The sequence below is a fragment of the Rhodopirellula sp. J20-39 genome (assembly GCF_057365095.1).
The window spans coordinates 4,473,293-4,497,628 of record NZ_CP195123.1; the positions used below are offsets into that span (position 1 = coordinate 4,473,293).

At 51.7% G+C, this 24,336-nt stretch carries 21 protein-coding genes; all 21 read left to right on the plus strand.

Annotation, left to right across the window (positions count from 1 at the left end; all coding sequences use genetic code 11):
* The first annotated feature begins 71 nt into the window (after positions 1-71).
* Positions 72-1,541 carry a glycosyltransferase family 4 protein gene (locus ACR3ZL_RS16285; RefSeq protein WP_473652064.1) on the plus strand — a complete coding sequence of 490 codons (1,470 nt, stop codon included), beginning with the start codon at positions 72-74 and terminating at the stop codon, positions 1,539-1,541.
* A 101-nt stretch (positions 1,542-1,642) separates the two neighbouring features.
* Complete coding sequence (locus ACR3ZL_RS16290; protein ID WP_473652063.1) at positions 1,643-2,545, plus strand: ABC transporter permease; 903 nt, start codon at positions 1,643-1,645, stop codon at positions 2,543-2,545.
* A gap of 143 nt (positions 2,546-2,688) precedes the next feature.
* Positions 2,689-4,035 carry an ABC transporter ATP-binding protein gene (locus ACR3ZL_RS16295; RefSeq protein WP_473652062.1) on the plus strand — a complete coding sequence of 449 codons (1,347 nt, stop codon included), beginning with the start codon at positions 2,689-2,691 and terminating at the stop codon, positions 4,033-4,035.
* 199 nt (positions 4,036-4,234) lie between these two features.
* Positions 4,235-4,585, plus strand: coding sequence for a hypothetical protein (locus ACR3ZL_RS16300; RefSeq protein WP_486172783.1), 351 nt, complete (start codon positions 4,235-4,237; stop codon positions 4,583-4,585).
* A 259-nt stretch (positions 4,586-4,844) separates the two neighbouring features.
* Positions 4,845-5,438, plus strand: a complete 594-nt coding sequence (locus ACR3ZL_RS16305; RefSeq protein WP_473652060.1) for a class I SAM-dependent methyltransferase — start codon at positions 4,845-4,847, stop codon at positions 5,436-5,438.
* Positions 5,439-7,351: 1,913 nt separating this feature from the next.
* Positions 7,352-8,200: a glycosyltransferase family protein gene (locus ACR3ZL_RS16310; protein ID WP_473652059.1), complete on the plus strand. Its 849-nt coding sequence runs from the start codon at positions 7,352-7,354 to the stop codon at positions 8,198-8,200.
* A gap of 19 nt (positions 8,201-8,219) precedes the next feature.
* Positions 8,220-9,125: a glycosyltransferase gene (locus tag ACR3ZL_RS16315; RefSeq protein ID WP_473652058.1), complete on the plus strand. Its 906-nt coding sequence runs from the start codon at positions 8,220-8,222 to the stop codon at positions 9,123-9,125.
* The gene (locus ACR3ZL_RS16320; RefSeq protein ID WP_473652057.1) at positions 9,122-10,003 is read left to right on the plus strand and encodes a hypothetical protein; all 882 of its coding nucleotides are present in this window, start codon (positions 9,122-9,124) and stop codon (positions 10,001-10,003) included. The genes ACR3ZL_RS16315 and ACR3ZL_RS16320 overlap by 4 nt, the downstream gene beginning before the upstream one ends.
* Entirely contained in the window at positions 10,004-11,167 is a 1,164-nt protein-coding gene (locus ACR3ZL_RS16325) for an acyltransferase family protein (protein WP_473652056.1), read from the plus strand.
* Between the two features lie 57 nt (positions 11,168-11,224).
* Positions 11,225-12,325 carry a glycosyltransferase family 4 protein gene (locus ACR3ZL_RS16330; RefSeq protein WP_473652055.1) on the plus strand — a complete coding sequence of 367 codons (1,101 nt, stop codon included), beginning with the start codon at positions 11,225-11,227 and terminating at the stop codon, positions 12,323-12,325.
* Positions 12,325-13,275, plus strand: a complete 951-nt coding sequence (locus ACR3ZL_RS16335; protein WP_473652054.1) for a glycosyltransferase family 2 protein — start codon at positions 12,325-12,327, stop codon at positions 13,273-13,275. Before ACR3ZL_RS16330 ends, ACR3ZL_RS16335 begins: the two co-directional genes overlap by 1 nt.
* Positions 13,262-13,978 carry an FkbM family methyltransferase gene (locus tag ACR3ZL_RS16340; protein ID WP_473652053.1) on the plus strand — a complete coding sequence of 239 codons (717 nt, stop codon included), beginning with the start codon at positions 13,262-13,264 and terminating at the stop codon, positions 13,976-13,978. The genes ACR3ZL_RS16335 and ACR3ZL_RS16340 overlap by 14 nt, the downstream gene beginning before the upstream one ends.
* Before the next feature lie 358 nt (positions 13,979-14,336).
* A complete protein-coding gene (locus tag ACR3ZL_RS16345) occupies positions 14,337-15,263 on the plus strand; it encodes a glycosyltransferase family A protein (protein WP_473652052.1) in 927 nt (308 codons plus the stop codon).
* A gap of 36 nt (positions 15,264-15,299) precedes the next feature.
* On the plus strand, positions 15,300-16,211 hold the full coding sequence (locus ACR3ZL_RS16350; protein ID WP_473652051.1) for a glycosyltransferase family 2 protein: 912 nt from the start codon (positions 15,300-15,302) through the stop codon (positions 16,209-16,211).
* Entirely contained in the window at positions 16,208-17,485 is a 1,278-nt protein-coding gene (locus tag ACR3ZL_RS16355; RefSeq protein ID WP_473652050.1) for a hypothetical protein, read from the plus strand. The genes ACR3ZL_RS16350 and ACR3ZL_RS16355 overlap by 4 nt, the downstream gene beginning before the upstream one ends.
* A 2-nt stretch (positions 17,486-17,487) precedes the next feature.
* Positions 17,488-18,759 carry a glycosyltransferase family 4 protein gene (locus tag ACR3ZL_RS16360; protein WP_486172784.1) on the plus strand — a complete coding sequence of 424 codons (1,272 nt, stop codon included), beginning with the start codon at positions 17,488-17,490 and terminating at the stop codon, positions 18,757-18,759.
* 117 nt (positions 18,760-18,876) lie between these two features.
* Positions 18,877-20,235 (plus strand): glycosyltransferase family 4 protein, encoded by a 1,359-nt coding sequence (locus ACR3ZL_RS16365; RefSeq protein ID WP_486172785.1) that lies wholly within the window; start codon positions 18,877-18,879, stop codon positions 20,233-20,235.
* Positions 20,232-21,416 (plus strand): glycosyltransferase, encoded by a 1,185-nt coding sequence (locus tag ACR3ZL_RS16370; protein WP_486172786.1) that lies wholly within the window; start codon positions 20,232-20,234, stop codon positions 21,414-21,416. Before ACR3ZL_RS16365 ends, ACR3ZL_RS16370 begins: the two co-directional genes overlap by 4 nt.
* Positions 21,413-22,684, plus strand: coding sequence for a glycosyltransferase family 4 protein (locus tag ACR3ZL_RS16375; protein ID WP_473652046.1), 1,272 nt, complete (start codon positions 21,413-21,415; stop codon positions 22,682-22,684). The genes ACR3ZL_RS16370 and ACR3ZL_RS16375 overlap by 4 nt, the downstream gene beginning before the upstream one ends.
* Positions 22,681-23,688, plus strand: coding sequence for a glycosyltransferase family 2 protein (locus ACR3ZL_RS16380; protein WP_473652045.1), 1,008 nt, complete (start codon positions 22,681-22,683; stop codon positions 23,686-23,688). Before ACR3ZL_RS16375 ends, ACR3ZL_RS16380 begins: the two co-directional genes overlap by 4 nt.
* On the plus strand, positions 23,685-24,224 hold the full coding sequence (locus tag ACR3ZL_RS16385; protein ID WP_473652044.1) for a WcaF family extracellular polysaccharide biosynthesis acetyltransferase: 540 nt from the start codon (positions 23,685-23,687) through the stop codon (positions 24,222-24,224). The genes ACR3ZL_RS16380 and ACR3ZL_RS16385 overlap by 4 nt, the downstream gene beginning before the upstream one ends.
* Positions 24,225-24,336 lie beyond the last annotated feature (112 nt).

Consider the following 24,336-nt stretch of genomic DNA (forward strand, 5'->3'; position numbering starts at 1 on the left):
CGACTCGTTTGCATGCTTTCCATTGATATAAATCCCCGCCGAAAGTGTCACCCCTGCGATTTTTCGCAAGGATGCAGTGTCACCCAAGTGGACGAAGTCCGCGCCGATTTACGAATATCCTGTCCAAACTCGTCTTCCTAAATCGTTGCTATTGGCCCGACACTGAGGCCACCGGCCAACTGCTGACCGATCTTTGTGAGCACTTGGCCGTGGGTGGCCATGAAGTCCATGTGATCTGCGGCCAACCCAACAGTCCCAAGGCAGGCGAAGACTACCGGAAGACCGGGACCGAAGAGCAAAACGGGGTCACGATCCACCGCCTCGCCCATGCCCAACTGCCCAAGCGTTTTCCGGCCGGCCGGTTACTGAATCTTTTATCGTTCACGCGAGCAACGAAACGGTACCTGCGCCAAACGGGGATGCAGGCGGATGTTTTCATCCATGAAACCGATCCGTTTCTATTGCCCCCCGTGGTCGCCAATCACGCCAAAGCGGTTGGTGCCCGATACATCGCCTACTTACAAGACATCTATCCCGACGTTGCCGAAGCGATCGGCAAAGCTAAGCCAGGAATGGTGACCAGCCGCATTCGACGGCAACTTCGCCATGCCTACCAACAAGCTGACCGAGTCATCGTGTTGGGTTCGTGCATGAAAGACCGCCTGTCCAATCCACCCTGGTCCCTCGACGCGTCCAGGATTGAGATCATCCCCAACTGGGCCGACTGCACCGCGATCCAGCCCATTGACCACAAAGACAACAAGCTTCGGCAACAATGGAACCTCGACGGCAAGTTTGTCGTCATGCATTCCGGCAACATGGGGCTAACCCAGCGACTTGACGTCCTCATCGCCGCCACAAACCACCCCGCCTGGCCCGAGAACGCGATCCTGCTCTTAGTCGGCGACGGAGCCGCCAAACAGCAACTCCAACAACAAGCCGCCCACCCCCCGACGGACAAAGTGAGCCGTTTTGGCGCTAGCCACGGTTGTGATCCTTCATCCAATCTTCACCCTCCCTCTGGGAGGGTCGAGCAAAGCGAGGGGAGGGCGTCTTCCGAAAACCAACAACCCGAAGAGCTAAAAGCTAATAGCTATCAGCTAATAGCCAAAAGCAAAACGACGCCCCGCGTTCAGTTCCTCCCCTATGTCCCCCGCGAACAACTCGCCGAATCACTCTCCGCTGCCGACCTGCACGTCGTCAGCATGCACGAGAACATCACCGGTTGCCTTTGCCCCAGCAAGCTGTACGGCATCCTCGCGGCAGGCCGCCCGGTCCTCGCCATCGCTCCTGAACAAACCGACCTAGCCCGCACCATCCGCCAGCACAACATCGGCTGGGTCTGCCCGCCCGGCGACGCGGCACAGATCGCCGAGTCCGTCGCCCAAGCATCGAAATCACAAAGCGAGTCGCAAGGCACAACCGCCCGCCAGCTGGCCGAAATCCAATACGACCAACCCGTCGCATTGGTCAAGTTTGAAAAACTTGTAAACAAGGTCACGTCAACTTGTTCACCGAATTCAACCGCTCAAACGAACTAGCTCCAGTCGCAGCATTCGATCGAGTCCATGAACACGAAGACTGCTAGCCACGCACGATTGCTTCCACCAATTTCAATTGATCTCCAAAGCCGTTCACACACTTGTCCAACATCAAAACCAATCCGCACCCCACCGACGTGACTTCGACCGCAGAACCGATGGACGACGCCTATTGGGATTTGGTCATCAGACCCAAGCGGCACCTACTCGACATCAATTTCAAAGACCTTTGGGACTACCGCGACCTGTTGATGATGTTTGTAAAGCGTGACATTGTCACCGTTTACAAACAAACCATCCTGGGACCAATCTGGTTCTTCGTGCAGCCTATCATGACGACATTAGTCTATGTGATCGTGTTCGGGAACATCGCAAAGATCAGCACCGACGGAATCCCGGCACCGCTATTTTACCTCTCCGGTATTACACTGTGGAACTACTTCGCCGAGTGTTTCAACAAGACCTCGACCACGTTTGTTGCCAACGCGAACATCTTCGGAAAAGTCTACTTTCCGAGGCTGATCGTGCCGCTATCAGTGGTTTCCAGCAACGTGATCAAATTCGTCATTCAGTTGACGCTGTTCCTCGCCGTTTGGGTGTTTTTTCTCGTTCGCGGATCCGACATTCAGCCCAATGCGTGGATTCTCGCCGGGCCGTTCTTGTTGCTGATGATGGCGGGACTAGGGCTCGGTTTTGGCATCATTTTCAGCTCACTGACCACTAAGTATCGCGACCTCACGTTCCTGCTGGCGTTCGGAGTGCAGCTGGCGATGTACGCAACGCCCATCATCTATCCGATGAGCACTCTCAGTGAAAAGTACCAGGCGGTTCTGTGGTGGAATCCAATCTCTCACATCATCGAAGCGTTTAAGTACGGATTCTTAGGCGCCGGTCAAGCAAGCCTATCGGGCCTTGCCTACACCACCGCGTTCACAATCATCGTCTTGTTCACCGGCGTCGTCATTTTCAATCGGACAGAACAAACGTTTATGGATACGGTCTAATCGACGAGTGTTGAGACCTACCGACACGGCGTGAACATCTAATCCCAGCGTGTACCACTACCATCGTTTCCGCCACCTCCAACAACTTTCAAAAGATAGATGTCTCACTTGCTCTCTGGCTATCTTACGTCAAAACTATCCTTATGAGTGCAGCGATCCGCATTGAAAACGTGTCTAAACTCTACCGCCTCGGAACGGTCGGAACGGGAACGATTTCCCATGACTTCAACCGTTGGTGGCATCAAATCAGAGGCAAAGAAGACCCGTACGCGAAAGTTGGACAGGTCAACGACCGCACCAAAAGAGTGCCGGCGAGCGAAAAACACCTAAACAATCCTGACTCGCCGCTACTGGCTGATGGACTTCCCAAACTTGCAAACTCTTCTGACTACGTCTGGGCGTTAAAGGACATAAACCTAGAGGTTGCGCAAGGCGAAATTCTAGGCATAATTGGGCGTAACGGAGCGGGAAAAAGCACCCTATTGAAATTGCTGTCGCGCGTTACCGCTCCCACTACTGGATGCATTAAGACGAAAGGTCGAATTGCAAGCTTACTGGAAGTCGGGACGGGGTTTCACCCAGAGTTAACTGGTCGTGAGAACATCTATATGAATGGAGCCATTTTGGGCATGCGACGTCGGGAAATCACCGCGCAACTCGACGCCATTGTGGATTTCAGCGGCTGTGCTAAATACCTTGACACCCCAACCAAACGATATAGCAGCGGGATGATAGTACGTCTCGGGTTTGCGGTCGCGGCACACCTAAATTGCGAAATCTTGATCGTTGATGAAGTACTTGCGGTTGGAGACTCCGAGTTTCAAAGTCGCTGCATCGGAAAGATGAAGGAAATTGTAAACACCGGTAGAACAGTACTTTTCGTCAGCCATCGAATGGAAACCATCGATAGGTTGTGCAATCGGTTGATACTTCTCTCTCACGGTGGAGTGGAACAAGAAGGCGACACCGCCGAAATCATCCAAGCACACCTTAACCAGTCACATGCACACAACGCACAACTCGGATTCTATGAGTGCGAAGATCAAGTGATTCGCTCTGTATACCTAACCGATAAACACAATTCACGACTTACGTCTGTTCGTTCCGGAACGGCGATGGTAGTAAACATAGCATACACATCGACGCATCCACTCCAACTCCCATCTTTTGGCGTAGCCATTGAATCGTCCACCGGCGAACGAATAGCGTTCCTGCAAACTGGATTCCAATTGGGACGTATTCCCTCTTTGCCACACAGTGGTGTTGTCCAATGCTCAATACCGCAACTCTCGCTAACACCTGGAACTTATTACCTAACTATTGGATGCTCAGAATCAGGACAGCAAGTATCCCACGTGACCAGGGCAACCTCATTCAACGTTTTTTCACCAGAACAGGGAGTATTCGCTCCTATCCCGGCAAACAAAGGACACTATCTCGTGAATGCTGACTGGGTAGTTCCAAAACCTCCTGGCAACTGTATCGATTAACACAAATGGATCTGTAATGAACATCTTTGTTCTCTGTACTGGCCGATGCGGGTCCGTCGCATTTGCTAAAGCGTGCTCCCACATCAAAAACTTTTCATCTGGACATGAATCAAGGTCTAACATGTGGGGAACGGACCGTATTAGTTACCCAACGAATCATATTGAAATAGACAATCGTCTCTCGTGGTACCTAGGACGCTTGGAACGCACCTACGGAGACTCAGCGTATTACGTACATCTTCGTCGCGACCCCCAGGAAGTTGCTAGAAGCTTTAACAATCGATGGGATTCAGGGATAATACGAGCCTATGCAAATCACATTATCATGGAGGGCCAAGCATCGCCGGATCAACAGATTGCCGTTTGCCTCGATTACGTCGAAACAGTAGAACAAAACATTATTACGTTCCTTAAAGGCAAGCCGCACAAACTAGAGGCCAACCTCAATACAATTGAAAGTGATTTTGCGATATTTTGGGACAAAATATTTGCACAAGGCGACAAAAAACTAGCACTTTCAGAATTTTCTACGAAACACAATGCGTCCTAACCCCATAAGGGTCAACCTATTCATCAACAAACGTGTCAATTAGAAAAGCGGGCAACTTATGACCTTCATTGAGTTCATTGCAATAATAACTGTGTTGATGTCTGCAGCTGGCGTCGTCTCAATACACCTATATACGCGACGCAAGGCAAATATAATCCTGCAGGCTATTGAGCGAGTGTCACTACTAGAGGGGACGATCACTAGGGCACTGAAGAACGAAACTAGCCAAATTGAGGCACTGATTTCTCTCTCTACCCTTATGTCGCTTCCGATTCCACAGACACGCGGGTGGGCAGCATCTCCTGATTTCCTCAAAGAATTGTCGCTTCTTGTGCTTTCGCGAAGACCTCGAATAGTTGTAGAAGCATCAAGCGGCGTCTCGACACTCATCATAGGCCAATGCTTAAAGACGCTTGGCGGAGGACACGTATACTCCCTCGAACACGACGCTGAATTTCATGACAAAACGAAGTCTCTGATCGCTGCTCACGGCCTTACAGATTACTGCACCGTAGTTCTAGCGCCCCTCGTCGAACATTTCATCGACGACAAGTCGTATTCGTGGTACCGGCTGAATGACCTAACCCCGCTTCATCAGATTGACCTTTTGGTTGTCGACGGCCCTCCTGGCGCAGACCGACTAGGATACAAGGCTCGTTTCCCTGCGTTTCCCCTTCTCAAGTCGAAACTACATAGCCGGTCGACAATTCTTTTGGATGACACGCAACGAGATGCAGAGAAAGAGGTGATTGAAAAATGGATGAAAAGCGATCCATCCTTGCGTTGTGAAACTCTCTCGCTAGAAAAAGGTGCTGTAATACTAGTCGATTCAGGCAACGATAAAGATACCTGAGACGAGGACAGCGAATTTGCAATCGAAAACTCGACTACTAACCGGATTTCATGAGGACTTCTAAGCATGCATTCACGTTAGAAGCCTCAGCCCATCATAATAGCGGCAGAATCATGAGAATCAGTCGTTGAAAGACAAACTGGCGCTACGTAAAACACGAGACGCCCAGCCTCTTCCGCTCTAGTGTCATGAAGCATCCAGTTCTGCTCTCCTGCGGGGCGCGGCAACATAACGACAGAAGAACGCAACAGAAGAATTGCATTTTTTCACTAAAAGCATTTCTATTGCTCAAGGGGCGTCGAGTGGAAATTGCTCCTGGCACGAAGATATCTTCAGAAAATGCAATCTTCTCTGACTTCCGTTGACGACGGTAGGTTAGAAGATTTGCCCACCAGTTCGCCCCGATCACAACCTTGGCTAAACCTATGGGATGATTCACATCTAGTAATGCAGCGGCAAGCTAAGATTCGCGTGAACACTGGGCGTAAACGAAAAGCGTTTCTCGCTGGTGCGGAGACCAATAACCTTATAGGACTCTATTGGCTAAAGTCGGCTGAAATCCGATCAAGCTCCAGAAAGCCCAGCGGAAACCGTGCCCCGGCCTCCGTTAGCGACCACGAGCAGATAAGCACGACGACACTGCGTACAATTGCGACCGCGGTGAATCCATAAACCAACATCCCAATCTCACTATTCCGCGAAAAGTAAGACTTTTTTGTCAGATGTTGCGTTGAAAGCGAAACCGCATATCTTGAGCTAAGTCGAATTTCGCTAGATTTCATCAAGCTCGGTGCAAACATAGCGATTTCCCATCGCTCTACGCACCATCGTTCATTCGTTCGCATTTCATCTACAACCAACTGAAAATCTTTTCGCCTCGCAATTCTTGAACTGCGAGGCGAAATTTTGCTCACACGAGTGGAGCAACTTCCAGTGAAATCAGGAAGAAAACGGAGGAAATATCTGATGCACCATCACTTCGAAGACAATGATTGCGTTAGTAAGCGAAACGGCCTTCCCACGGTGAGAACTTTAGACTCTGGTCCTGGACGGTCTCGCTGCGGCATGATGGCGGTATAACAATAACGAGGCGATTGCAATTGCATGATTTTAGAAACAGGGACAAAGTCAACCCGGGGAGATTTCGTCTGTATCGAAAGAAGGAAGCCGAGATACTTGCACGGCATGACTACAGCAACACAAGAGACTGAAACATTCGCGGCGCAAGAACTTCCAATAATTCGTTGAAGCGTTCGTTGTGAAACCACCCAGCAATTGTCGAGCGACACTTACCACCAATTGCCTCGACGGTTTTCTAAAGTCGCGTTTAGTCTCAATGCAACGAACTTCAGAAACTGGACGTACGCCAAATTGATCATGGCGTGTCAAACTGAAGACGCCCAATGATAGAGACAGAAACCGACGACCTTGGCTGAGAACAGACCGTTAATCAGATACAAAACACGTGGAACTACCGCGGTACCTAGAGCAAAGGTCTGCCCCCGACATCCACAGGCGGTTGCCCAAAAATATAGATAGCCCATTGCGAGCGTGATTATCAGGGCATGCACGTGCGCTTGTGACACAAAAGCTTTACGACCGAAGGTAGCTAACTGTCACTTGAGCATAGATACCGCAAGCACCGCAAAACGCATACGCGAAATGATTTGCCAACAATGAAGATCGGATTTTTAAACGCATCGTACTCCCTTACGTCCACCGGCGGCGGAAGTGCGCACGTTCGACAGTTTGTCGACTTAGCGTGTGAATTAGGTCACGAAATCTGGAGTTTTGGCGGAATTCAGCGACCTGGCTGCCATATCTACTCACGAAAACGTATTAAAAGACTCATCGAACTAAACACTACGGAAGTCTTCTACCATAGGATACAGGGCCCCATCCCTAACTCAATCTTGTGGTGGAAAGCCAGGTGGAAACAACGCATCGCCCCAGCACCTCAAGTCTGGGAATGGAATACAGTTCCCGAATTTGAGTTACTCAACGGAAAAACCAAGTCTCAAATATCCGAAGAACGTGCGAAATGGCGTCAATTGGCAAGGCTTTGCGACCTATCAATTTGCGTATCCGCAACTATGGCCGACTACCTGAAAGAACTTGGATTCGAGAATTGCATCGTAGTGCCTAACGGATCAGACCCAGATCGTTTTGGTAGCAATGCAAAGACATGCCGCCGAATTGCAGACTACGCAGATTCGTGCAACGTCGTATGGATCGGTAGTGGCGAGATTAGCTGGCATGACTACGAAACCATTCGTAAAGTAGCCCAGCATTTCGTAAATTGCAGGGACATCAATGTGGACTTTCACATCATAGGCTCAGGGTTTCGCGATTTAGACAATCTGCCCAAGAATGTTCACTACCATGGACAGGTTTCGTACTCCAACCTACCGAACTGGCTTTCCGGAGCCCAGGTCGGAATAATTGCCTACAAAGACGGCGCGGCAATGCACGGTTCTCCCTTGAAACTTTTTGACTACATGGCATCAGGGCTTGCCGTCGTTTCCACGGAGCAACCGCAAGTTCGCGAAATCCTAACCGAGGCAGGTTTTGAGCAAAACATTGTACCACTGGGCGACCACTCTGGTCTTGCAAGGTTAATTCAGACGTTCGCAAAGAACACCGAAGACTCCAGACAGCAAGGCAATAGATTGCGTCAACTAACAATCGAGAATTACACATGGCATCACAATGCCCGGTCAATCCTAACTGCGATAGACGACTTGATTGCGTCTAATATCTGACAAAGAGAATTTCCGTATCATGATCACACTCGCGATCCCAAATAAAAATGGCGGTAAATATATTGAAGAGACGTTGGCATCGATATGCTGCGAGACAAATAGACCGTTCGTCAAATGGCGTATGCAGGACAGTTGCTCAACGGACGATTCCGTAAAAATCGCTAGAACGTTCTTAGGAACTGAAGACCATATCTCTGTGGAAAAGGATGAAAGCCAAGCAAACGGCCTCAACCTTGCCTTTGCGGCAATGGGAGGCGATATAGTAAGCTATCTCAATTCAGACGACTGCCTTGCAAAACATGCAGCAGAACGAGTCCTGCAAGCATTTAACGAAAACCAGGAAGCTGAAATTGTAGTTGGAGCGGTCGAGTGGATAGATGCCAAGGGAGAAAAGACAGGATTCCATCGGGGACAGATAGGTCGACTGGAAGACGCTCTAGACATCTACAAGTTTTGGTGGAGCGGCAAACAATGGGTCCAGCCAGAAGTTTTCTTCCGGAAAACCCTATTTGATCGCGTTGGTGGATTCGACGAATCTTATAGCTTAGCATTCGATTTCGATTTCTGGGTTCGAGTATTGCGACTAGCCCCAAAAGTCATTTTGATTCCTGACACCCTAATTCGCTTCCGAAGACACGACAAACAGCGGTCAAGCGATTTTGCTCGAGCGAATGCCGAGATTCGGCGTTCGGTGATGGCCCAACTGAATGACCAGACCTGCCCAATCGACTCAACGCTGCGACGGCGTCTTCGCCGCAAGCTAGAGTACGACATGTACCACACTCGGTCTGACAACAGTCCGCATGCAGACTTGTCACTACTTCAGTCCCTCCTGCATTCGCCTAGTTGGCTACTGCTTCCCGATGTTCGATCCCGTTTAGTTCAATCGGTGATCAGCCGATTTCTCGCACCGAAAGAACCATGATAGGTCGACTGCTCTACCTTTTTCGGCGGAAGTTTGGTGACGGCTTTCGCACCGCCTATCTTCGTGATTTGGTTCGCCCGCGAATCTTGAACTCGCCGCCGGTGACAGGGCTTACCGATGACACGTGCGAGATCCATGTGCTGACCTGCCATTCGGATTGGCTTGATCTCACTTGGGCATTGAAGACATTGTTTAAAGTGAGTGAGTGTCGCTATCGACTGTGTATCCATGAAGATGGTTCGGTTCCCGAAATCGGAATCAACGCCTTTCGGCATCACTTTCCAGATGCCAGGGTGATTCGCCGTACCGAAGCGGATATAGTCGCAGAACGCCAATTAGCCAATTACCCGAAGTGCCGTGACCTGCGTGCTCACAATGTGCTTTCATTGAAAGTCTTTGATTTCGCAGCTCACCTGGAGTCCGAACGGCTGTTCTTACTTGACTGTGACATTCTCTTTTTTTCAGAACCCGAAAAGCTTCTGAAGCGTTTGGCCGATCCCACCTATGAACTCAACAGCTTGAATCGAGATTGGACCTATGGATATAGCATTGATTCTAATCAGTGCAAGGAGCTAGTTGAGTTCCCGATTCAGCCACTCGTCAATTCGGGACTGGGTTTAATGCATCGACAATCCTACAACCTTGATTGGTTTGAGGAGTTCCTATCGCTTCCCGAAATTTTTAGCCACTCCCACCGCATTGAACAAACGCTGATCGGATTGGCGTGTTCTCGTTTTGGACACGAGTTTCTTCCTAGTGAGTACGATGTCGCGGCGGAGCCTCGAGCTTCACAGCCCGTGAAGCACTACACCGGTCCGATTCGGAGCCTGATGTACCGGCAGGGAATCCCCCTGGCACGAAAACTGCTGGTCGTCTAGGTGAATCAGCTGACTGACGCGCTAACCGCAATCGACCCAGCACACGAGCAAGAGGTTAGACCAAAAACCTGGATCCCCGAGTTCGAAGCGCTACGAGCATGGCTTGCGCTGTGGGTCCTCGGCAGTCATCTGATGGTGGCCCTGAATTTCCCAGCAACAACACCAGGACTTTTGAAAGTTCTTCGACATGGTGGGTATGCGGTCGACGTGTTCGTATTGCTTAGCGGGTTCGTCATTGCGAATGTAATCGACATTCCGCAATTTTCACTGAAATCGTTCTTCGCACGACGGTTCTTTCGCATCGCGCCACTGTTTTACTTTGCCTGTCTGCTTGGCGTTATCACATTGCTGGTTCAGACAGAACTGCAAAGCGTCGAGCCATCCCAACAGTCATTGTCCATCCGCACGAATCTCGGGCAGCACGTTATCGCGCACGCATCATTGCTACACGGATTGATTCCAGAGTCTTGGCTACCCTATTCATCAACTGCGTTGTGCGGCCCTGCTTGGAGCACTTCTTTGGAATGGCAATTCTATTGTGTCGCTCCGTTCGTGCTCGCCGTGTACCGTCGCGCCCTGTTGCCCGTCGCAATTCTGCTCTTTCCGTTGATCATTGTCGCCCGATTCAATTACTTCCCGTTTGACCGTATGGGTTCGTTTCTCTCATCGCATCTTGAGTACTTCTTTGGCGGTGTTGCGTCCTATTACTGCTACCGTTGGATTCAGATTCCTCTTAGACGAGAATTGGTGTTCTTTGTGACGCTTGTCCTCTTTGTCGGTTTCTGCCCGTCCGCGTTTCACCTCGCGTACCGCACTGACTTGCTGGAATTGGGCGCATGGCTACCGTGGATGATCTGGACCGCAGTTTTGCTTTCGGTCTGCTCTCAACCGAACTCAGACTCGGGAATGTTGTCACGCCTGTACAAAATTGGGTTTCAATCGGGCCCAGTCCTGTGGATTGGCAAGCGATCATACAGCATCTATCTATTGCATGAACTCTTCCTGATCTGGCTCTCAACAACTCTGTTGACCGTTGGGCTAACAGCCAACTGGCTGTTTGGCTGGCCTTACGCCCTCGTCTGCTGCGTTCTGACGATTGCATCTGCGGCATTGACCTTCAAGTTCATCGAGATGCCGGGCGTGAAGATGGGGCGTCGATTCTAAATGCGTAGTCTGACCATTGCGATTGTCGCGCCACAATTTCCGCCGAATCGAGGGGGGATGGAAATCTACGCCTTTGAAGTCGCGAAAGAGCTCTCGGCAAGAGGCCACGACGTCACCGTCTATACACTTCAAAATGAATCAGCGATTGACGATCACCCATTCACTATTCGCCGATCACTTACGGGAAAATACATCTTTGATCAATGCTTGCTCGACGAGATCAGCGAGTTTGACGTGGTTCACGTGATGAATGTGGCTTGGTCGTGGATCGTACAAGGAAGGAGCCGAGTATTCGCATCAATTTATGGAAACGACTTTTTGAATCCGAATCCGGTTTTTGGATTTGATCTGCGAGACCGAATCCCTCTGTTCAAAGGGGACCAGGTCAATCTGTGGATCACGAAACTTCGTACACGCCGGATGATGAAGAGGGTCCTGCCGACCTTCGATCGAATCTTTGCGATTAGCAAGCACACAGCCAGTCGTTTTCGTGAGCAACATGCTCTCTGCGAACCACTGATCGACATAAATTACTTGGGTGTGAGCGACCGATTCCTACGTTCACAATCGAACGACACTCAAGGCTCAGCTGGTAATGGTATTCCAAGAATCCTGACGGTATGCCGGCTGAACGAGCGACGAAAGAATGTCGACATTGTGCTGGATGCATTTGCGGAGCTAATGCCTGAATTTGAGTTTCAGTATACCGTTGTCGGTAGCGGGGAACTTCAAACCGAACTCGAGAACAAAACGGTCGACTTGGGACTGGAACAACGCGTCCACTTTGCGGGATCGGTCAGTGACCAAGCCCTCGATGACCTCTATCGATCCGCTGACTTGTTCATTTTGACTTCCTCAAACAATGACAAGTCGTTTGAAGGGTTTGGAATTGTGTATTTAGAGGCGAATTCCTTCGGAGTTCCCGTATTGGCGGCACGAAATGGAGGAGCGATTGATGCCATTTGCGACGGCGAAAGTGGATTCTTTGTAGAACAACCCACCGTCGAACATGTCCGTGAAGGTGTCAGACGATTTCTAAGCAAAGAGATTCAGTTTGATCCGCTGAAGTGCCGATCGCATGCTGAAAAGTTCACGTGGCAATCCTGTGTTGCTCCAATGGAAGCAGCATATCTGCAAGCTGTTGCAAACCATCGCTAATGGACGCTTCAGTCATCATCCCGACGATGGGCCGGTTCCAACCGTTGTTAGATACGGTTCAGGACCTCCTGAAACAGCGAGACTGCGAGTTTGAAATTCTTATCGTCGATCAAAACCGTGGTTGGCCTGACGAATTCAAAGAGATGCGAGACGAGTTGTTTTCTGATTCAAGAGTGTTCTACGAAGGCGATTTTGAACCAGGTGTCGTTCGCGCAAGAAACCACGCTGCGAGTAAATCATCTGGAAAGATTCTTGTCTTTGTCGATGACGATGTTCGAATCGAAGATCCCTATTTCCTGAGTAAGCATGTCGGATGCTACAATAGAAAAGATGTGTCTGCCGTGGCAGGCGCAGAACTGTATTTGAATATGGATGACATCAATCAATTCCGAGAACTGGAAGCGACACAGAACATAGACATGAGCTGGAGTGCTCGGCCGTGCATTGAACAAGTATTGCAATTTGGGAGATCGTCGTCCTTTTCAGCGTTGGTTTGCACGTTCTGCACGTGCAATAGTTCGGTAAAAAGAGACACATTCTTTAAAGCCGGTGGATTTGACAAAGGATTCATTGGCAATTCGTATGGTGACGATTACGACTTTGCCATTCGACTTTGGAGTAGCGGCGACAGAATTCTGTATTCTCCGCAACCGTGGCTGATTCACCTTCAGTCTCCTGCAGGCGGTCTACGATTGAGCGATTCGGGGAATACGACGACTGAGTATGAGCGATCAGTATCACCCCTACTGTTCTTTTTTCGCCATTCACAATCGGGTTATCGCTGGCATTTGCTTTACAAACACGTGCTGCGAAAAACCGTACTTCGCAAAACTAATCTGCTTCCGCCATGGCGGCAATTTACTGCATGGTGGGCATTAGTCGCAGCAATTCCAACTGCCTGGAAAGCATCAAAACAGGGCTGGCCCAGAGTCGACAATGAACAGAATTAAGCAAGTCATACAAATTTTCCAAAGATTCCCGCTTCAACATGCTATACGGCTATGTGTGGTTGATTGCGTCACATACCTACTGACACCCGCCAGGACGGGTTGCTACTCGCAGACAGGCGAGGATCGCATCATCGAGTATTACCTCAATGCCCATCAGCCTGGATACTACGTTGACATTGGCTGTCATGCACCGTTTTCACTAAGCAACACATTGCGTTTGTATCAACGAGGATGGTCTGGACTTTGTGTGGACGGAAACGCCGAACTTGTGAATGCGTTTCGTCGTGCTCGACCAAAGGATACCGTTGTGAACGAGTGTGTCAGCAATGAATCACGCGCAATGCAGTTCTCAATTCATAGTGAATCAACAAAAAGCCAACTGAACACCGGTAAAGTCCCCTTGGAAGAGCAGAGCATTTCTGTACAAACCGTGACACTTGCAGAATTGTTTGAACAATATGAAGTACCGTTCGGATTTCAATTGCTTTGTATCGATGTGGAAGGGCACGACTTTGAAGTAGTCAGCTCGTTTGATTTGTGTAAGTATCGCCCGAAGTTAATCTTGATCGAGATGCATGGTTGCACCGTAGAAACAATTTCGGAAAGTAGGATCTACTCTTATCTTGTTGAACGGGGCTACAGACTAGTTGGGCTTGCGACCATGAACGGCTGGTTCCTACACGAGGAAGCGGCGGCATTTTGAATATTTGCGTTCGGTGAATCCAACGAAATTTTTAGCGGCATTTTAATCCCCAACCGTTTCTCGTCGATTGCCAAACGCGACGAGAACTTGTTCGCTCAGGTAGAGCTTCGCAAGTGCGCTGACGCACCGTTTTCGACCAGATCTTTGCATACAAACCAATTTACTGAACCGCAAATATCCATTCGCATTCCCTGTTACAACGCTGGACGCTGAGTCGCTGAAGCGATTCAACTGGCGGTGGACAGACACACTACGACTAGGAAGTGATCGTAATTGATGACGAATCGACTAGTGGCAGCCTTTCCGTGATTAGATTGTTTGGCACCCCGCTGCAATCACCCCTGCGTTCGCTTGTTTGATGACAGAATCTATCCATTCACCGATGTTCTCAGTCATTGTCCCGATCTATAACCGACGCGACTTTATTTGCAAAACGCTCGATAGCATCGAAAGTCAGACCTTTCGTGACTTTGAGCTGATCGTCGTCGACGATGGCTCAACCGATGGTAGCGCAGCGTATCTGCGAGCTGAACGGGGTCTGGCGGTCATCGAGCAAGAAAACGCCGGGCCGGGGTCGGCTCGCAACACAGGGGTTCGACATTCCACCGGCAAGTACCTGGCCTTCTTGGATAGCGACGATTGTTGGTTCCCCTGGTCACTCGGACTTTACGCTGAGGCGATAGAAGCAACCAACAATCCCGGTTTCATGACTGCCAACCCGGTCGTCGTCGACGATCGTTCAACTTGCTGCGAACCTGATGTTCGCATCCCATCTCTGGAGGTTTTTGACGACTATTACCAAGCAAGTGATCGATGGCGATGGCGTGGTGTTTCTTCGTTCGTAATTCGTCGTGATTGCTTTGATGACGCAGGCGGCTTCGCGGATGGACGACTTAATGGGGAGGACGCGGAACTTGCGATGCGTCTTGGTACGGCACAAGGCTTCGTTCACATTGCAGAACCTAAAACTTTTACGTACCTACTACACGACGGAAACGTGACCAGTGACGTGGCGAAATCAGAAAAGGGGCTTTTTTTGCTGCTAGAAAACGAGCAAAATGGGCGTTTCCCCGGAGGGCATACTCGCCGGAATCAGCGACGCGAAATCATTACGCGACACGTAAGGCCTTTCGTTATCGAACGTTGCAAGAACGGCAACGTAAAGGCCGCAGCATCTCTCTATTTTCAAATTTTTCCGTGGAGTTTGCATCAACTCAGGATCCGCTTTCTAGTTGGTACACCGCTGCTGGCAGTCATTGGTTTCATTCGATCATTGATCCGTTAGATTATGTCGAACGCCGCGTCACGGACGAACGTATTTATGACTGAATTGCTCTCCGCAACACTTGTGATTACAACAAAGAATCGAAAAAACGACCTGCGAGTCGCACTTGACTCCGCGATGAGACAAGAAGGCGACTTTGAAATCTTGGTTATAGACGATGGTTCTAATGACGGAACTTCGTTGATGGTCAAAGAAGAATTTCCAAAGGTAAGTGTAGTTCGCAACGAAATCTCTACAGGTTACATCGCCGCAAGAAATCTCGCTGCCAGGAAGGCGACTGGAGATATTATCTTTTCGATCGACGATGATGCCGAGTTCTCAACGCCAAGGGTTGTCTCGCAGACAATCTCTGAATTCGACGATGAGCGGATTGGCGCGGTTGCGATTCCGTACATCGATGTCCACAAGACTGCTGGAGAGCAGCAGCGAACACCTTCACCACACTCTGTTTTCATTTCAGACCGGTACATTGGAACGGCCCACGCGGTTCGACGCCATGTGTTCTTAAAGCTCGGCGGATACCGAGAGATCTTCTTTCACCAGGGCGAGGAAGGAGACTTCTGCATGCGGATGATGGATGTGGGTTACTTAGTGAAGCTTGGCAACGCCGATCCGATTCATCATTTTGAATCGCCCAAGCGTGATACGAGGCGAATGGATTTGTATGGGCGTCGGAACGAAATCCTGACAGCTTGGCTAAATGTGCCGCTAAGCCGATTGCCGCTCCATTTGATTGGTGTCACGATTAATGGGATTCGGTTTGGGTTTATGGTTGGCCGACCGCTGAGAATGATTCAAGGTAGCTGTTTCGGATTTGGGGCAATCGTTCGATTCTTTCCCCATCGAGATTCGGTTTCGTTAAAGGCTTATCGGCTCGTTCGACGATTGCGCCGAGATGGCCCGATAAGTCTCGAGGAAGTTGATGCAATGAACACTGAGTCGCAGTGATCGACCAATTCGACGTCTCGTTAGGGATCGCCTCAGGTGGTTGTCTTATTGCCGCGATCGCCGCCGACATCGGTCGTGATGTTCGACGTCTGGTGTCGGCTCGCAATGTGTTTCTTCTCTCGATTGCGGCTTGGTATTTGACCGAGGCGATCATTGCCCCTCTCGAAGTGCAAAAGTATTCGCGGGCGGCTTACGAGACCGGGATTCTGGGGGTAGCCGCCTGTTTGATGTCGTTTCTGCTCGGGTACCACTCGATTCAGGGTAACTTATTCAACCCGGTTTTTCGTCGTTTGGGGAATGTGGATCGGCCCGATACTCTTTGGCGGGTTTTACTGATCGCCTTGTTTTGCGGCTTCTTACCGCTAGTGGTCATTGCCCAGGGGAACCTTATATTGATCCTAGAAGATGCATTTGTTCCTCGGGTTCGTTGGGGAGGGATTTTTCAGCGTGGTCGCTTTGGTGGACTGCGGGATGCTTTCTTGGAATTGCAAATGTTCCTTCGCGCTGGCGTCCCGCTCGCCGCGGCCGTGATGGTGCAGAAAGAGCAACCCAAAGGTCGGCACTATGTCGCAACGGCATTCTTGCTCTTCATGTTCGCCCGGGCCTTCAATTCGGGAACGCGGTCGCAGGTCGTGGAGGTCTTCCTACCAATCGCGGCCGCAATTTATTGGCGGATGTCGATTCCGATGAAACGGCAAGCGATCCGGTTCGGGATTCCCACGCTCGTCTTCGTGATGATGATTTGGTCGGCGGCCACGGTGGTAACTCGTAATTCGGGACAGTTCGATTGGGAAAAGGCTAGCGACGCAAAGTACGTTGGTTTCGAAATGTTTCGCGAATTGTTGTTTCTACAGGAAAACATTCCCGAAAGGGCTGACTACAAATTCGGCCACACGTACTACGTTCAGCTGGTCAACCCGATTCCGCGGTTTTTGTGGCCTGGCAAGCCAACTGGTGATGCCGGTTTGGAATTGGCCAGCATGCAGGGGATGACGATTAATGGGGCAGCTATCCTCACGATCTCGCCTGGATTGATCGGGGAAATGCATTGGAACTTTGGGTGGATGGGAGTACTAGGGATCAGTGCTTTCTTGGGGCATTTGGCTCGATCTTGGGATCGGGTCCAACTGCTGGCCGAGCAATCGATTGTTGCGTTTACGGTGTATGCGGCCGGACTCGCCATTATCTTTTTGTCAGGACGAAGTGTGAACATGTCTACACTCTACGGGCTGTTGGCGTTGTCGGCGTTGCTGATATTCTTTACTAAAAAGTGAGCGTGCTCGCTCATCCAAAGGTCTTTGATATGGCAGGCAGGTACGCCGATAAGCCTTCTGTCAGCGTCACATTCCTTTCTGTGATGCCGTCGCCTTACGTGCAGGACCTGTATGCGGCGATGTCGGCAGATCCGCGGGTGGACTTGCGCGTTTGGTACCTTGAACAGGAGGCTCCGAACACTCGGTGGGGCGAGCAGGAGATGCCCGACTATGCGGAGGTCTTGCCAGGGCGCTGGGTCGGGCGTGAGAACACTCGTGTGCACTGGAATCCGGGTATCACGCAGCGACTGAAGAACAGTGATGCCGATCTATTTGTCATCGTGGGCTACATCGGGCTGACGAACCAAATCGCGATGCGATGGCTCAATCGCAACGGCAGGCCTTGGGTGTTTTGGGGGGAAGTTCCCGGTCTGCATCAACGCCGTAGACTCGGAAACTGGATTCGCAAACGATTGCAATCACCGCTTAAAAGGGCCCGTGGAATCGCGGGGGTTGGATCGCATGCGGTGAGGGAGTACGAAAGGTTAACAGGCTACAGGGAGCAGGTTTCTGGACGAGAGGAGGTGACGCCCTCCCCTCGCTTCGCTCGACCCTGCCAGGGGGAGGGTGATGAATGCGGAAATTCGCAGCTTGCCACTCGCAGATCGCAACAGTTCGCAAACCTTCCTTATGTTTGCGATTTGGATCCATTCTGCACCGCGGCCGCGAGTCGTGTTGCTTCCGACATGGTACGATTCCTCTACTGCGGACAATTGGTTGAGCGGAAGGGCGTGGACCTTTTGCTGGAGGCGTTTTGCGACGTCGCCCAACACTCACCAAACTGCACATTGACATTCGTTGGCGACGGCCCCTTACGCGACGAGCTGCAACAACGAGTCCCCCAACCGCTCGCGGGCCGAGTTAGGTTCGCGGGTTTTCAAGCGGTCGATCAACTTCCCAGCTTCTTTGCCGACGCGGATGTTTTTGTGCTTCCGTCGCGCCACGATGGTTGGGGCGTCGTTGTCAACCAAGCCGTTGGCACGGGGCTAGCAGTCATCGTTACCGAAACTGTCGGCGCGGGGAACGATTTAGTCGCCGAAGGCGAAAACGGTTTCCGTATCCCTGCGAACTCGGCAGATGCCATTCGCACTGCAATCACTTCCTTCGTCGAACAGCCTGAGCAAGCGGCTCGATTCGGAAAACGAAGTCAACAAATCGCGGCGACCGTGAGCCTTGGCAGTGCTGTCGAACAGTGGATTCGCTTCTTCGAAAATTCACTAGCAACTAGCAACTAGCAACTAGCAACTAGCAACTAGCAACTAGCCTCTAGCCTCTAGCAACTAGCCTCTAGCCTCTAGCCTCTAGCCTCTAGCCTCTAGCGTCGGCGACGCTCGACTACACGATTCATCTCTTTGAAAATTCTGTTAATCTCTTCTTCGTCAGGCTCGCATGGTGGCGGCGAGTTCTATCTCCATGGCCTTGCCGAAGGCTTGCTCGGCCGAGGGCATGAAGTTCATGTGGCCATGAGCACTCATGAGAAGATGAACGATCTGGCGAACGGGTTTTGCGAGGGCGTGAACATCCATCGAATCGGTTTTCAAAACACCTACGACTTTCGCACTCGAGTGATCGGTTGTCACTTCAGCAAACAAGCCGACCGAAACCTGCCCCCTTTGCTCGATCAACTCCAACCTGACGTCGTTCATCTGAATAAACAGAATCTGGAAGATGGACTTGATTTGCTTCGAACAATCAAAAGCTGCGACGTGCCTTCGGTAGCGACCATTCACGTCACTCGCTCGGCACAGTCTCTTGGTGCAGTGATGGGTGGACTTCGCGATCGGCATTCTCGCGGACAGCTTACTCGCTATCACGGTTCGTTCATCGCGGTGGCCGGGCAGTGTTGCGACGATTTGCGAGCATTCCTGGGCGACGATTCGGCAAACCCATCCTCACGCACTCAGGACCTCTCCCCTAGAAGAGGCAAAGGGAGCCAGGCAGTTGACTCGAGCGAGCCCTCCCCTCGCTTCGCTCGCCCCTCCCCGGGGGAAGGTGAAGTAGGAGATCAGGAGTTAAGTAAATGCTTTGTCGTTCACAATGGGGTGCCGAAAAGCGAGACGCCCGACGTGCAACATCGCAGTCTTTCGCCGGATCAGCGACTGCGTTGGCTCCGTGAAGCAGCCTCATTGAGAGAGCCCCTTGAAACACAAAGCGATTGCCAACTCATCCTGGGCACCATCGCGCGCATCGAAGAACAAAAAAATCCTCTCATGGCGGTCGAGGTGCTCGGGCAGCTTCCCGATTCAATCCACTGGGTTTGGGTCGGTGACGGCAGGATGCGAACTCAACTGGAGGATGCCGCGGCGGAAGCCGGCGTCAGCAACAGGTTGCATCTACTGGGATGGCAGACGGATGCGAGACGATTCATGCCCGCCTTCGACGTCTTCACACTGCCTTCGCTTTACGAGGGTTTTCCGCTAGCCATTTTGGAAGCGATGGCGGAGCAACGTCCTTGCGTGGTGAGTGACGTGGACGGCTGCCGAGAAGCGGTCACCGCGGGCGAAACTGGATTCCTTTGCCGACACAACGATGTCCAGCAGTGGCGTGACCGAATCCTACAGCTACAAAAGGACAAAACACAGCGCAATAAAATGGCCGATGCCGGATTTCGGCGTTGGAAGGAGCATTTCAGTCTGGAGGCGATGGCAGAGGCAACCGAAGCGATCTATCTGGGTGAAATCGAGCGTCATTCAGGGCGGTCGCAATCATGAAGTCGCTTCGTGTCATGCACCTCATTCCCTACATGCATCCGACTGCTGGCGGGCCCCCAGTCGTTGCGCACCAATGGTGCAAACAACTGAATCATCTAGGCCACCACGCACAAATTTTGACGACGGATGCTTACGTGCCAACTGACGATGACGGCAAATGGTTGAGGACGCTTCGCACCGACACGCCCGTCAACGTTTGCAATAGTTTTGGCCCTGGTGGCTTTGCATACAGCCGGCAACTCAAAACTCGTCTCACAGAAGAGCTAAACAGGAAATCGAACGGCTCGGTCGACCTTGTTCACGCTCACAATCTTTGGTCATATGGAAACCGCATTCTCGCACCCATCTGCGAGCGATCGGGCATCCCGTTTGTCGTCAGCACACACGGGATGCTGGATCCGAATTCGTTGACCCGCAAAGCATGGAAAAAGCGGCTCTACGGATCGGTGCTTGAATGGCCCACGTTGCGAAGAGCGGCGGCATTGTTCTACACGCATCCCGAGGAACAGCGTCTCGCGAACACGGTGGTCAGTGGACTTCCTGCAGGCAAAATCGTTCCGCTAGGTGCCGAGCAGCCTTCACAGGATCGTGATGCGTTGCGGGCGCGCTTTCGGTCTCTGTACCCGAAACTGCACGACCGGAACGTTGCCATTTTTCTTGGGCGACTGCACGAAAAGAAAGGCCCTGATTTATTGCTGCAAGGTCTCGGACGAATGGAGACAGACATGCGTCCCCACTTGCTACTGGTAGGTCCTGGGGATGAGGCCTACCGGCGTCACCTTCAGCAAATGGCCCACGCTCTCAAAATTCAATCAGACGTGACGTTCACGGGGCCCTTGTCCGGAATCGACAAAGAGACCGTTCTCGCCGGAAGCAATGTGTTTGTTTTACCTTCGCACCAAGAGAACTTCGCACTTACAGTGGTCGAAAGCCTTTTTGCGGGCACACCGGTGATCCTGAGCGATCGCGTCAACCTGTGGGAAGACCTCACTCGGGATCACGCGGGCGTTCGCTGTGATCGCAATCCCGATTCAATTGCCAGATGCTTGGAAGAAGTCCTCGGCAGCGAATCGCGCCAAGAAACCCTGCGTCAGAATGGGATACGTTTGGCAGAATCTCGATTCACTTGGCAACGATCAACCGATGCCCTCGTATCCGCCTATGAAGAGGTGCTGGCGTGAGTGTGCTGGTTTCGCACAGTGGCAAGCAACACGCTTATCAACACGCGCTATCACTCCAAAAGTTGGGATTACTGGATCGGTTTGTAACCTCGAGCTACTACCGACGTGACCAATGGCCGGACCGCGTGTTGACTTGGTCAGCACGGACGGACCGCGGGATGTCGCGACGCTATCTGGACGGTCTTGATTCAGGACGTGTCTCACGGCGTTGGGATTTGGAATTGCCCGAAATTTGGCACCGAAACGTTCGTCGTGACGGGAAAGCGGCCGAAGCAGCGATGTTCCGGCGTGATGCCAACTTCGACACCTGGGTCGCACGTCGATTTGCAGCAGGGTCGAAAACGTTCTGGGGATTTCAAGGCAGTTGCCTGGATTCTCTCAAAGCGGCACGATCGGCTGGACGCCTAGCAATTTGTGAGTTTGCAACCGCTCACGTGACCACGGCAATTCGCATCCTATCCGATGAGGCGGAAAAACATCCGGAATGGGCAGACACGATCAGCAACCTGCATTTCCCCGATTGGTACCGGAACCGCCTTGAAGAGGAACCACTGGCAGCCGATCTTTGCATTGCCGCATCGGGGTTCACGAAACAGTCACTGATGGAAGCCGGTGTCGACGAATCACGCATCGATCTTCTTCCACTCGCCGCCGATCTCGAACAGTTTCAAACCCGTGCTCGTGATAAAGAGGGTCCGCTCAAGGTGCTGTTCGTCGGGGGCATTGGCCAGCGGAAGGGAATGAAATACCTTCTCAACGCGATGTCGCAACTGCAATCGGCAAACGTACAACTTTCGTTGCTTGGCCCACTCCCGGCCGACGAGACTCCGCTTCAATCGTTCAAACATCTTTTCAAATACTTAGGTCGCACCGATCAGGCTGGCGTGGCAAAGGAGATGCTTAATCACGATGTCTTGGTACTGCCGAGTGTCTTTGAAGGCTTCGGACTGGTCATCATTGAAGCGATGGCGACAGGGATGCCGGTGATCGCGAGCACGCATAGCTGCGGTCCGGAGGTTATTCGCGAAGGCCGCGACGGATTCGTGCTCGCCCCCGATGACGTGGCGGGCCTGGCGGACAAACTGGATTGGTGTGCCTCAAACCGCAGCCAGGTGGTAGAAATGGGGATGGAAGCTTCGAAGCGATCACAAGAATATTCGTGGCGTTGTCATCGCGAGCGACTCCGCGGCGTTCTCGAGCGGATCGAACTATCTGGCCGGTGTGATTTTGGCCTGACAAACCCAGGCACGTCGAGCATGATTTCATGACGCAAGTCAGCATTCTGATTCCGTGCTACAACGCGGAACGCTATCTGGCCAGTACGATTCGGTCAGCCATCTGCCAGTTGCCTCCAGACCGGATCGAGATTTTGCTCTGGGACGACGGCTCGACCGACAACAGCGTCATGGTGGCCCAGCAATTTGCCGATCACGTGCGGGTGCTCGGTGATGGCATCAATCGAGGCGGCAACGTCGCACGACAGCGTCTAACCGAAGCGGCGAATGGGCAATGGCTGCAATATTTAGATGCAGACGATGTCATTCTGCCGGGAAAGATTGCTGACCAACTGGCGTGGGCCGATGAAGCGGACGTCATTTATGCCGCCCCCATCGCGATCCCGGTGTCCGATGACCGCTGGCGAGCCATCGACGCATTGAGTGAGCATGAATGGCTCAGCGAAAACGCAACCCAGTGGGTTGATGAACTCTCGATCGCGGATTCATTTTTGTCCAATCAGGCAGATAGCGATCAGTGGACCCGCTACATCCGCTGGGGCGATTTCCAGACGACGTCGATGCTGTTCCGTCGTGAGATGGTGGAGCATGTGGGAGGTTGGAAACTGGATCAGCCACGCTGCCAAGAGCACGAATTAATTTTGCGACTCCTGATTGACGGTGCACGTTTTCGAAACACAAGCAACCAGAAAACCTTGTACCGGGTCCATGATGGAGTTAGCGTCTCGAGAAAAAACCTATCTGCGACCGTGAGCACGCGGATGGAGTTGACCGATCGAGCGGAGTCGTATCTGAAATCGAAACGCGAAATGACGGCGGCAAGGAAAGCGGCTTTGCAAACTGTACGACTTGAGGCCGCTCGAGCGCTGTATCGGTCTGACCGAAGCGAAGCTCAAAATTGGTTCTCTCGAGTCGGACGTTCCGGAATTCTCTCAGCTGCTGCTTCGGACGCACTGCCCAAGTCTTACCGATTGAGCGCGGCAACGATGGGCTTTACCATGGCCGAAGCCCTCGCCGAGTGGAGACGCAAACTGTGACTTCTCGCCGGCATCACGATCACACGGATAAATCGGCAATTGTCCCACGTCGCTTGGGTGATTACGACAACTCCAGCTTTGCCCCTGGCCGGGGTCGATTCACGCGAATTGCGTGGTGGTATGTGAGCTTGATCTTCGTGGAATCCGGCTGGTTTCCGTTTAGCGGACTGAAGGTCTGGCTGCTACGGCGGTTCGGTGCGAAGATTGGTACGGGCGTAGTGATTAAGCCACACGTCCGCATTAAGTTTCCTTGGAGACTGGTCGTAGGCGACGATTGCTGGATCGGCCAAGATGTATGGATTGATAACTTGGCAGAGGTAACCCTCGAAAGCGACGTTTGCGTTTCGCAGGGGGCTTATCTCTGTACCGGCAGCCACGACCACCGCTCACCCACGTTTGAACTCCAGATGCGTCCAATAAGAGTCTGCAGAGGGGCGTGGATTGCGTGTCGTGCAATCTTGCTGGGCGGAACTACAATCGAATCCGGACGCGTTGTTTCGGCGGGCCAAACGGCAAGTAAATCGAGCGAAAGCTGACAAGTAGATTAAGGTATGTACACGACCCGTACCGGGATACATTCGTGCATTATCCACCCAATCCTCAAAACTTTCAAAATCGCTACTCTTCCTGGCTTGACACCCCCCAAAC

Excerpts from the sequence above, each read along its gene's own strand:
- ACR3ZL_RS16380 (WP_473652045.1), top strand. The coding sequence starts at position 22,681 with ATGACGCAAGTCAGCATTCTGATTCCGTGCTACAACGCGGAACGCTAT.
- ACR3ZL_RS16320 (WP_473652057.1), top strand. The coding sequence starts at position 9,122 with ATGATAGGTCGACTGCTCTACCTTTTTCGGCGGAAGTTTGGTGACGGC.
- ACR3ZL_RS16340 (WP_473652053.1), top strand. The coding sequence starts at position 13,262 with ATGAACAGAATTAAGCAAGTCATACAAATTTTCCAAAGATTCCCGCTT.
- ACR3ZL_RS16335 (WP_473652054.1), top strand. The coding sequence starts at position 12,325 with ATGGACGCTTCAGTCATCATCCCGACGATGGGCCGGTTCCAACCGTTG.
- ACR3ZL_RS16295 (WP_473652062.1), top strand. The coding sequence starts at position 2,689 with ATGAGTGCAGCGATCCGCATTGAAAACGTGTCTAAACTCTACCGCCTC.
- ACR3ZL_RS16370 (WP_486172786.1), top strand. The coding sequence starts at position 20,232 with ATGAAGTCGCTTCGTGTCATGCACCTCATTCCCTACATGCATCCGACT.
- ACR3ZL_RS16330 (WP_473652055.1), top strand. The coding sequence starts at position 11,225 with ATGGAAATCTACGCCTTTGAAGTCGCGAAAGAGCTCTCGGCAAGAGGC.
- ACR3ZL_RS16315 (WP_473652058.1), top strand. The coding sequence starts at position 8,220 with ATGATCACACTCGCGATCCCAAATAAAAATGGCGGTAAATATATTGAA.
- ACR3ZL_RS16350 (WP_473652051.1), top strand. The coding sequence starts at position 15,300 with ATGACTGAATTGCTCTCCGCAACACTTGTGATTACAACAAAGAATCGA.
- ACR3ZL_RS16305 (WP_473652060.1), top strand. The coding sequence starts at position 4,845 with ATGTCGCTTCCGATTCCACAGACACGCGGGTGGGCAGCATCTCCTGAT.
- ACR3ZL_RS16285 (WP_473652064.1), top strand. The coding sequence starts at position 72 with ATGCAGTGTCACCCAAGTGGACGAAGTCCGCGCCGATTTACGAATATC.
- ACR3ZL_RS16345 (WP_473652052.1), top strand. The coding sequence starts at position 14,337 with ATGACAGAATCTATCCATTCACCGATGTTCTCAGTCATTGTCCCGATC.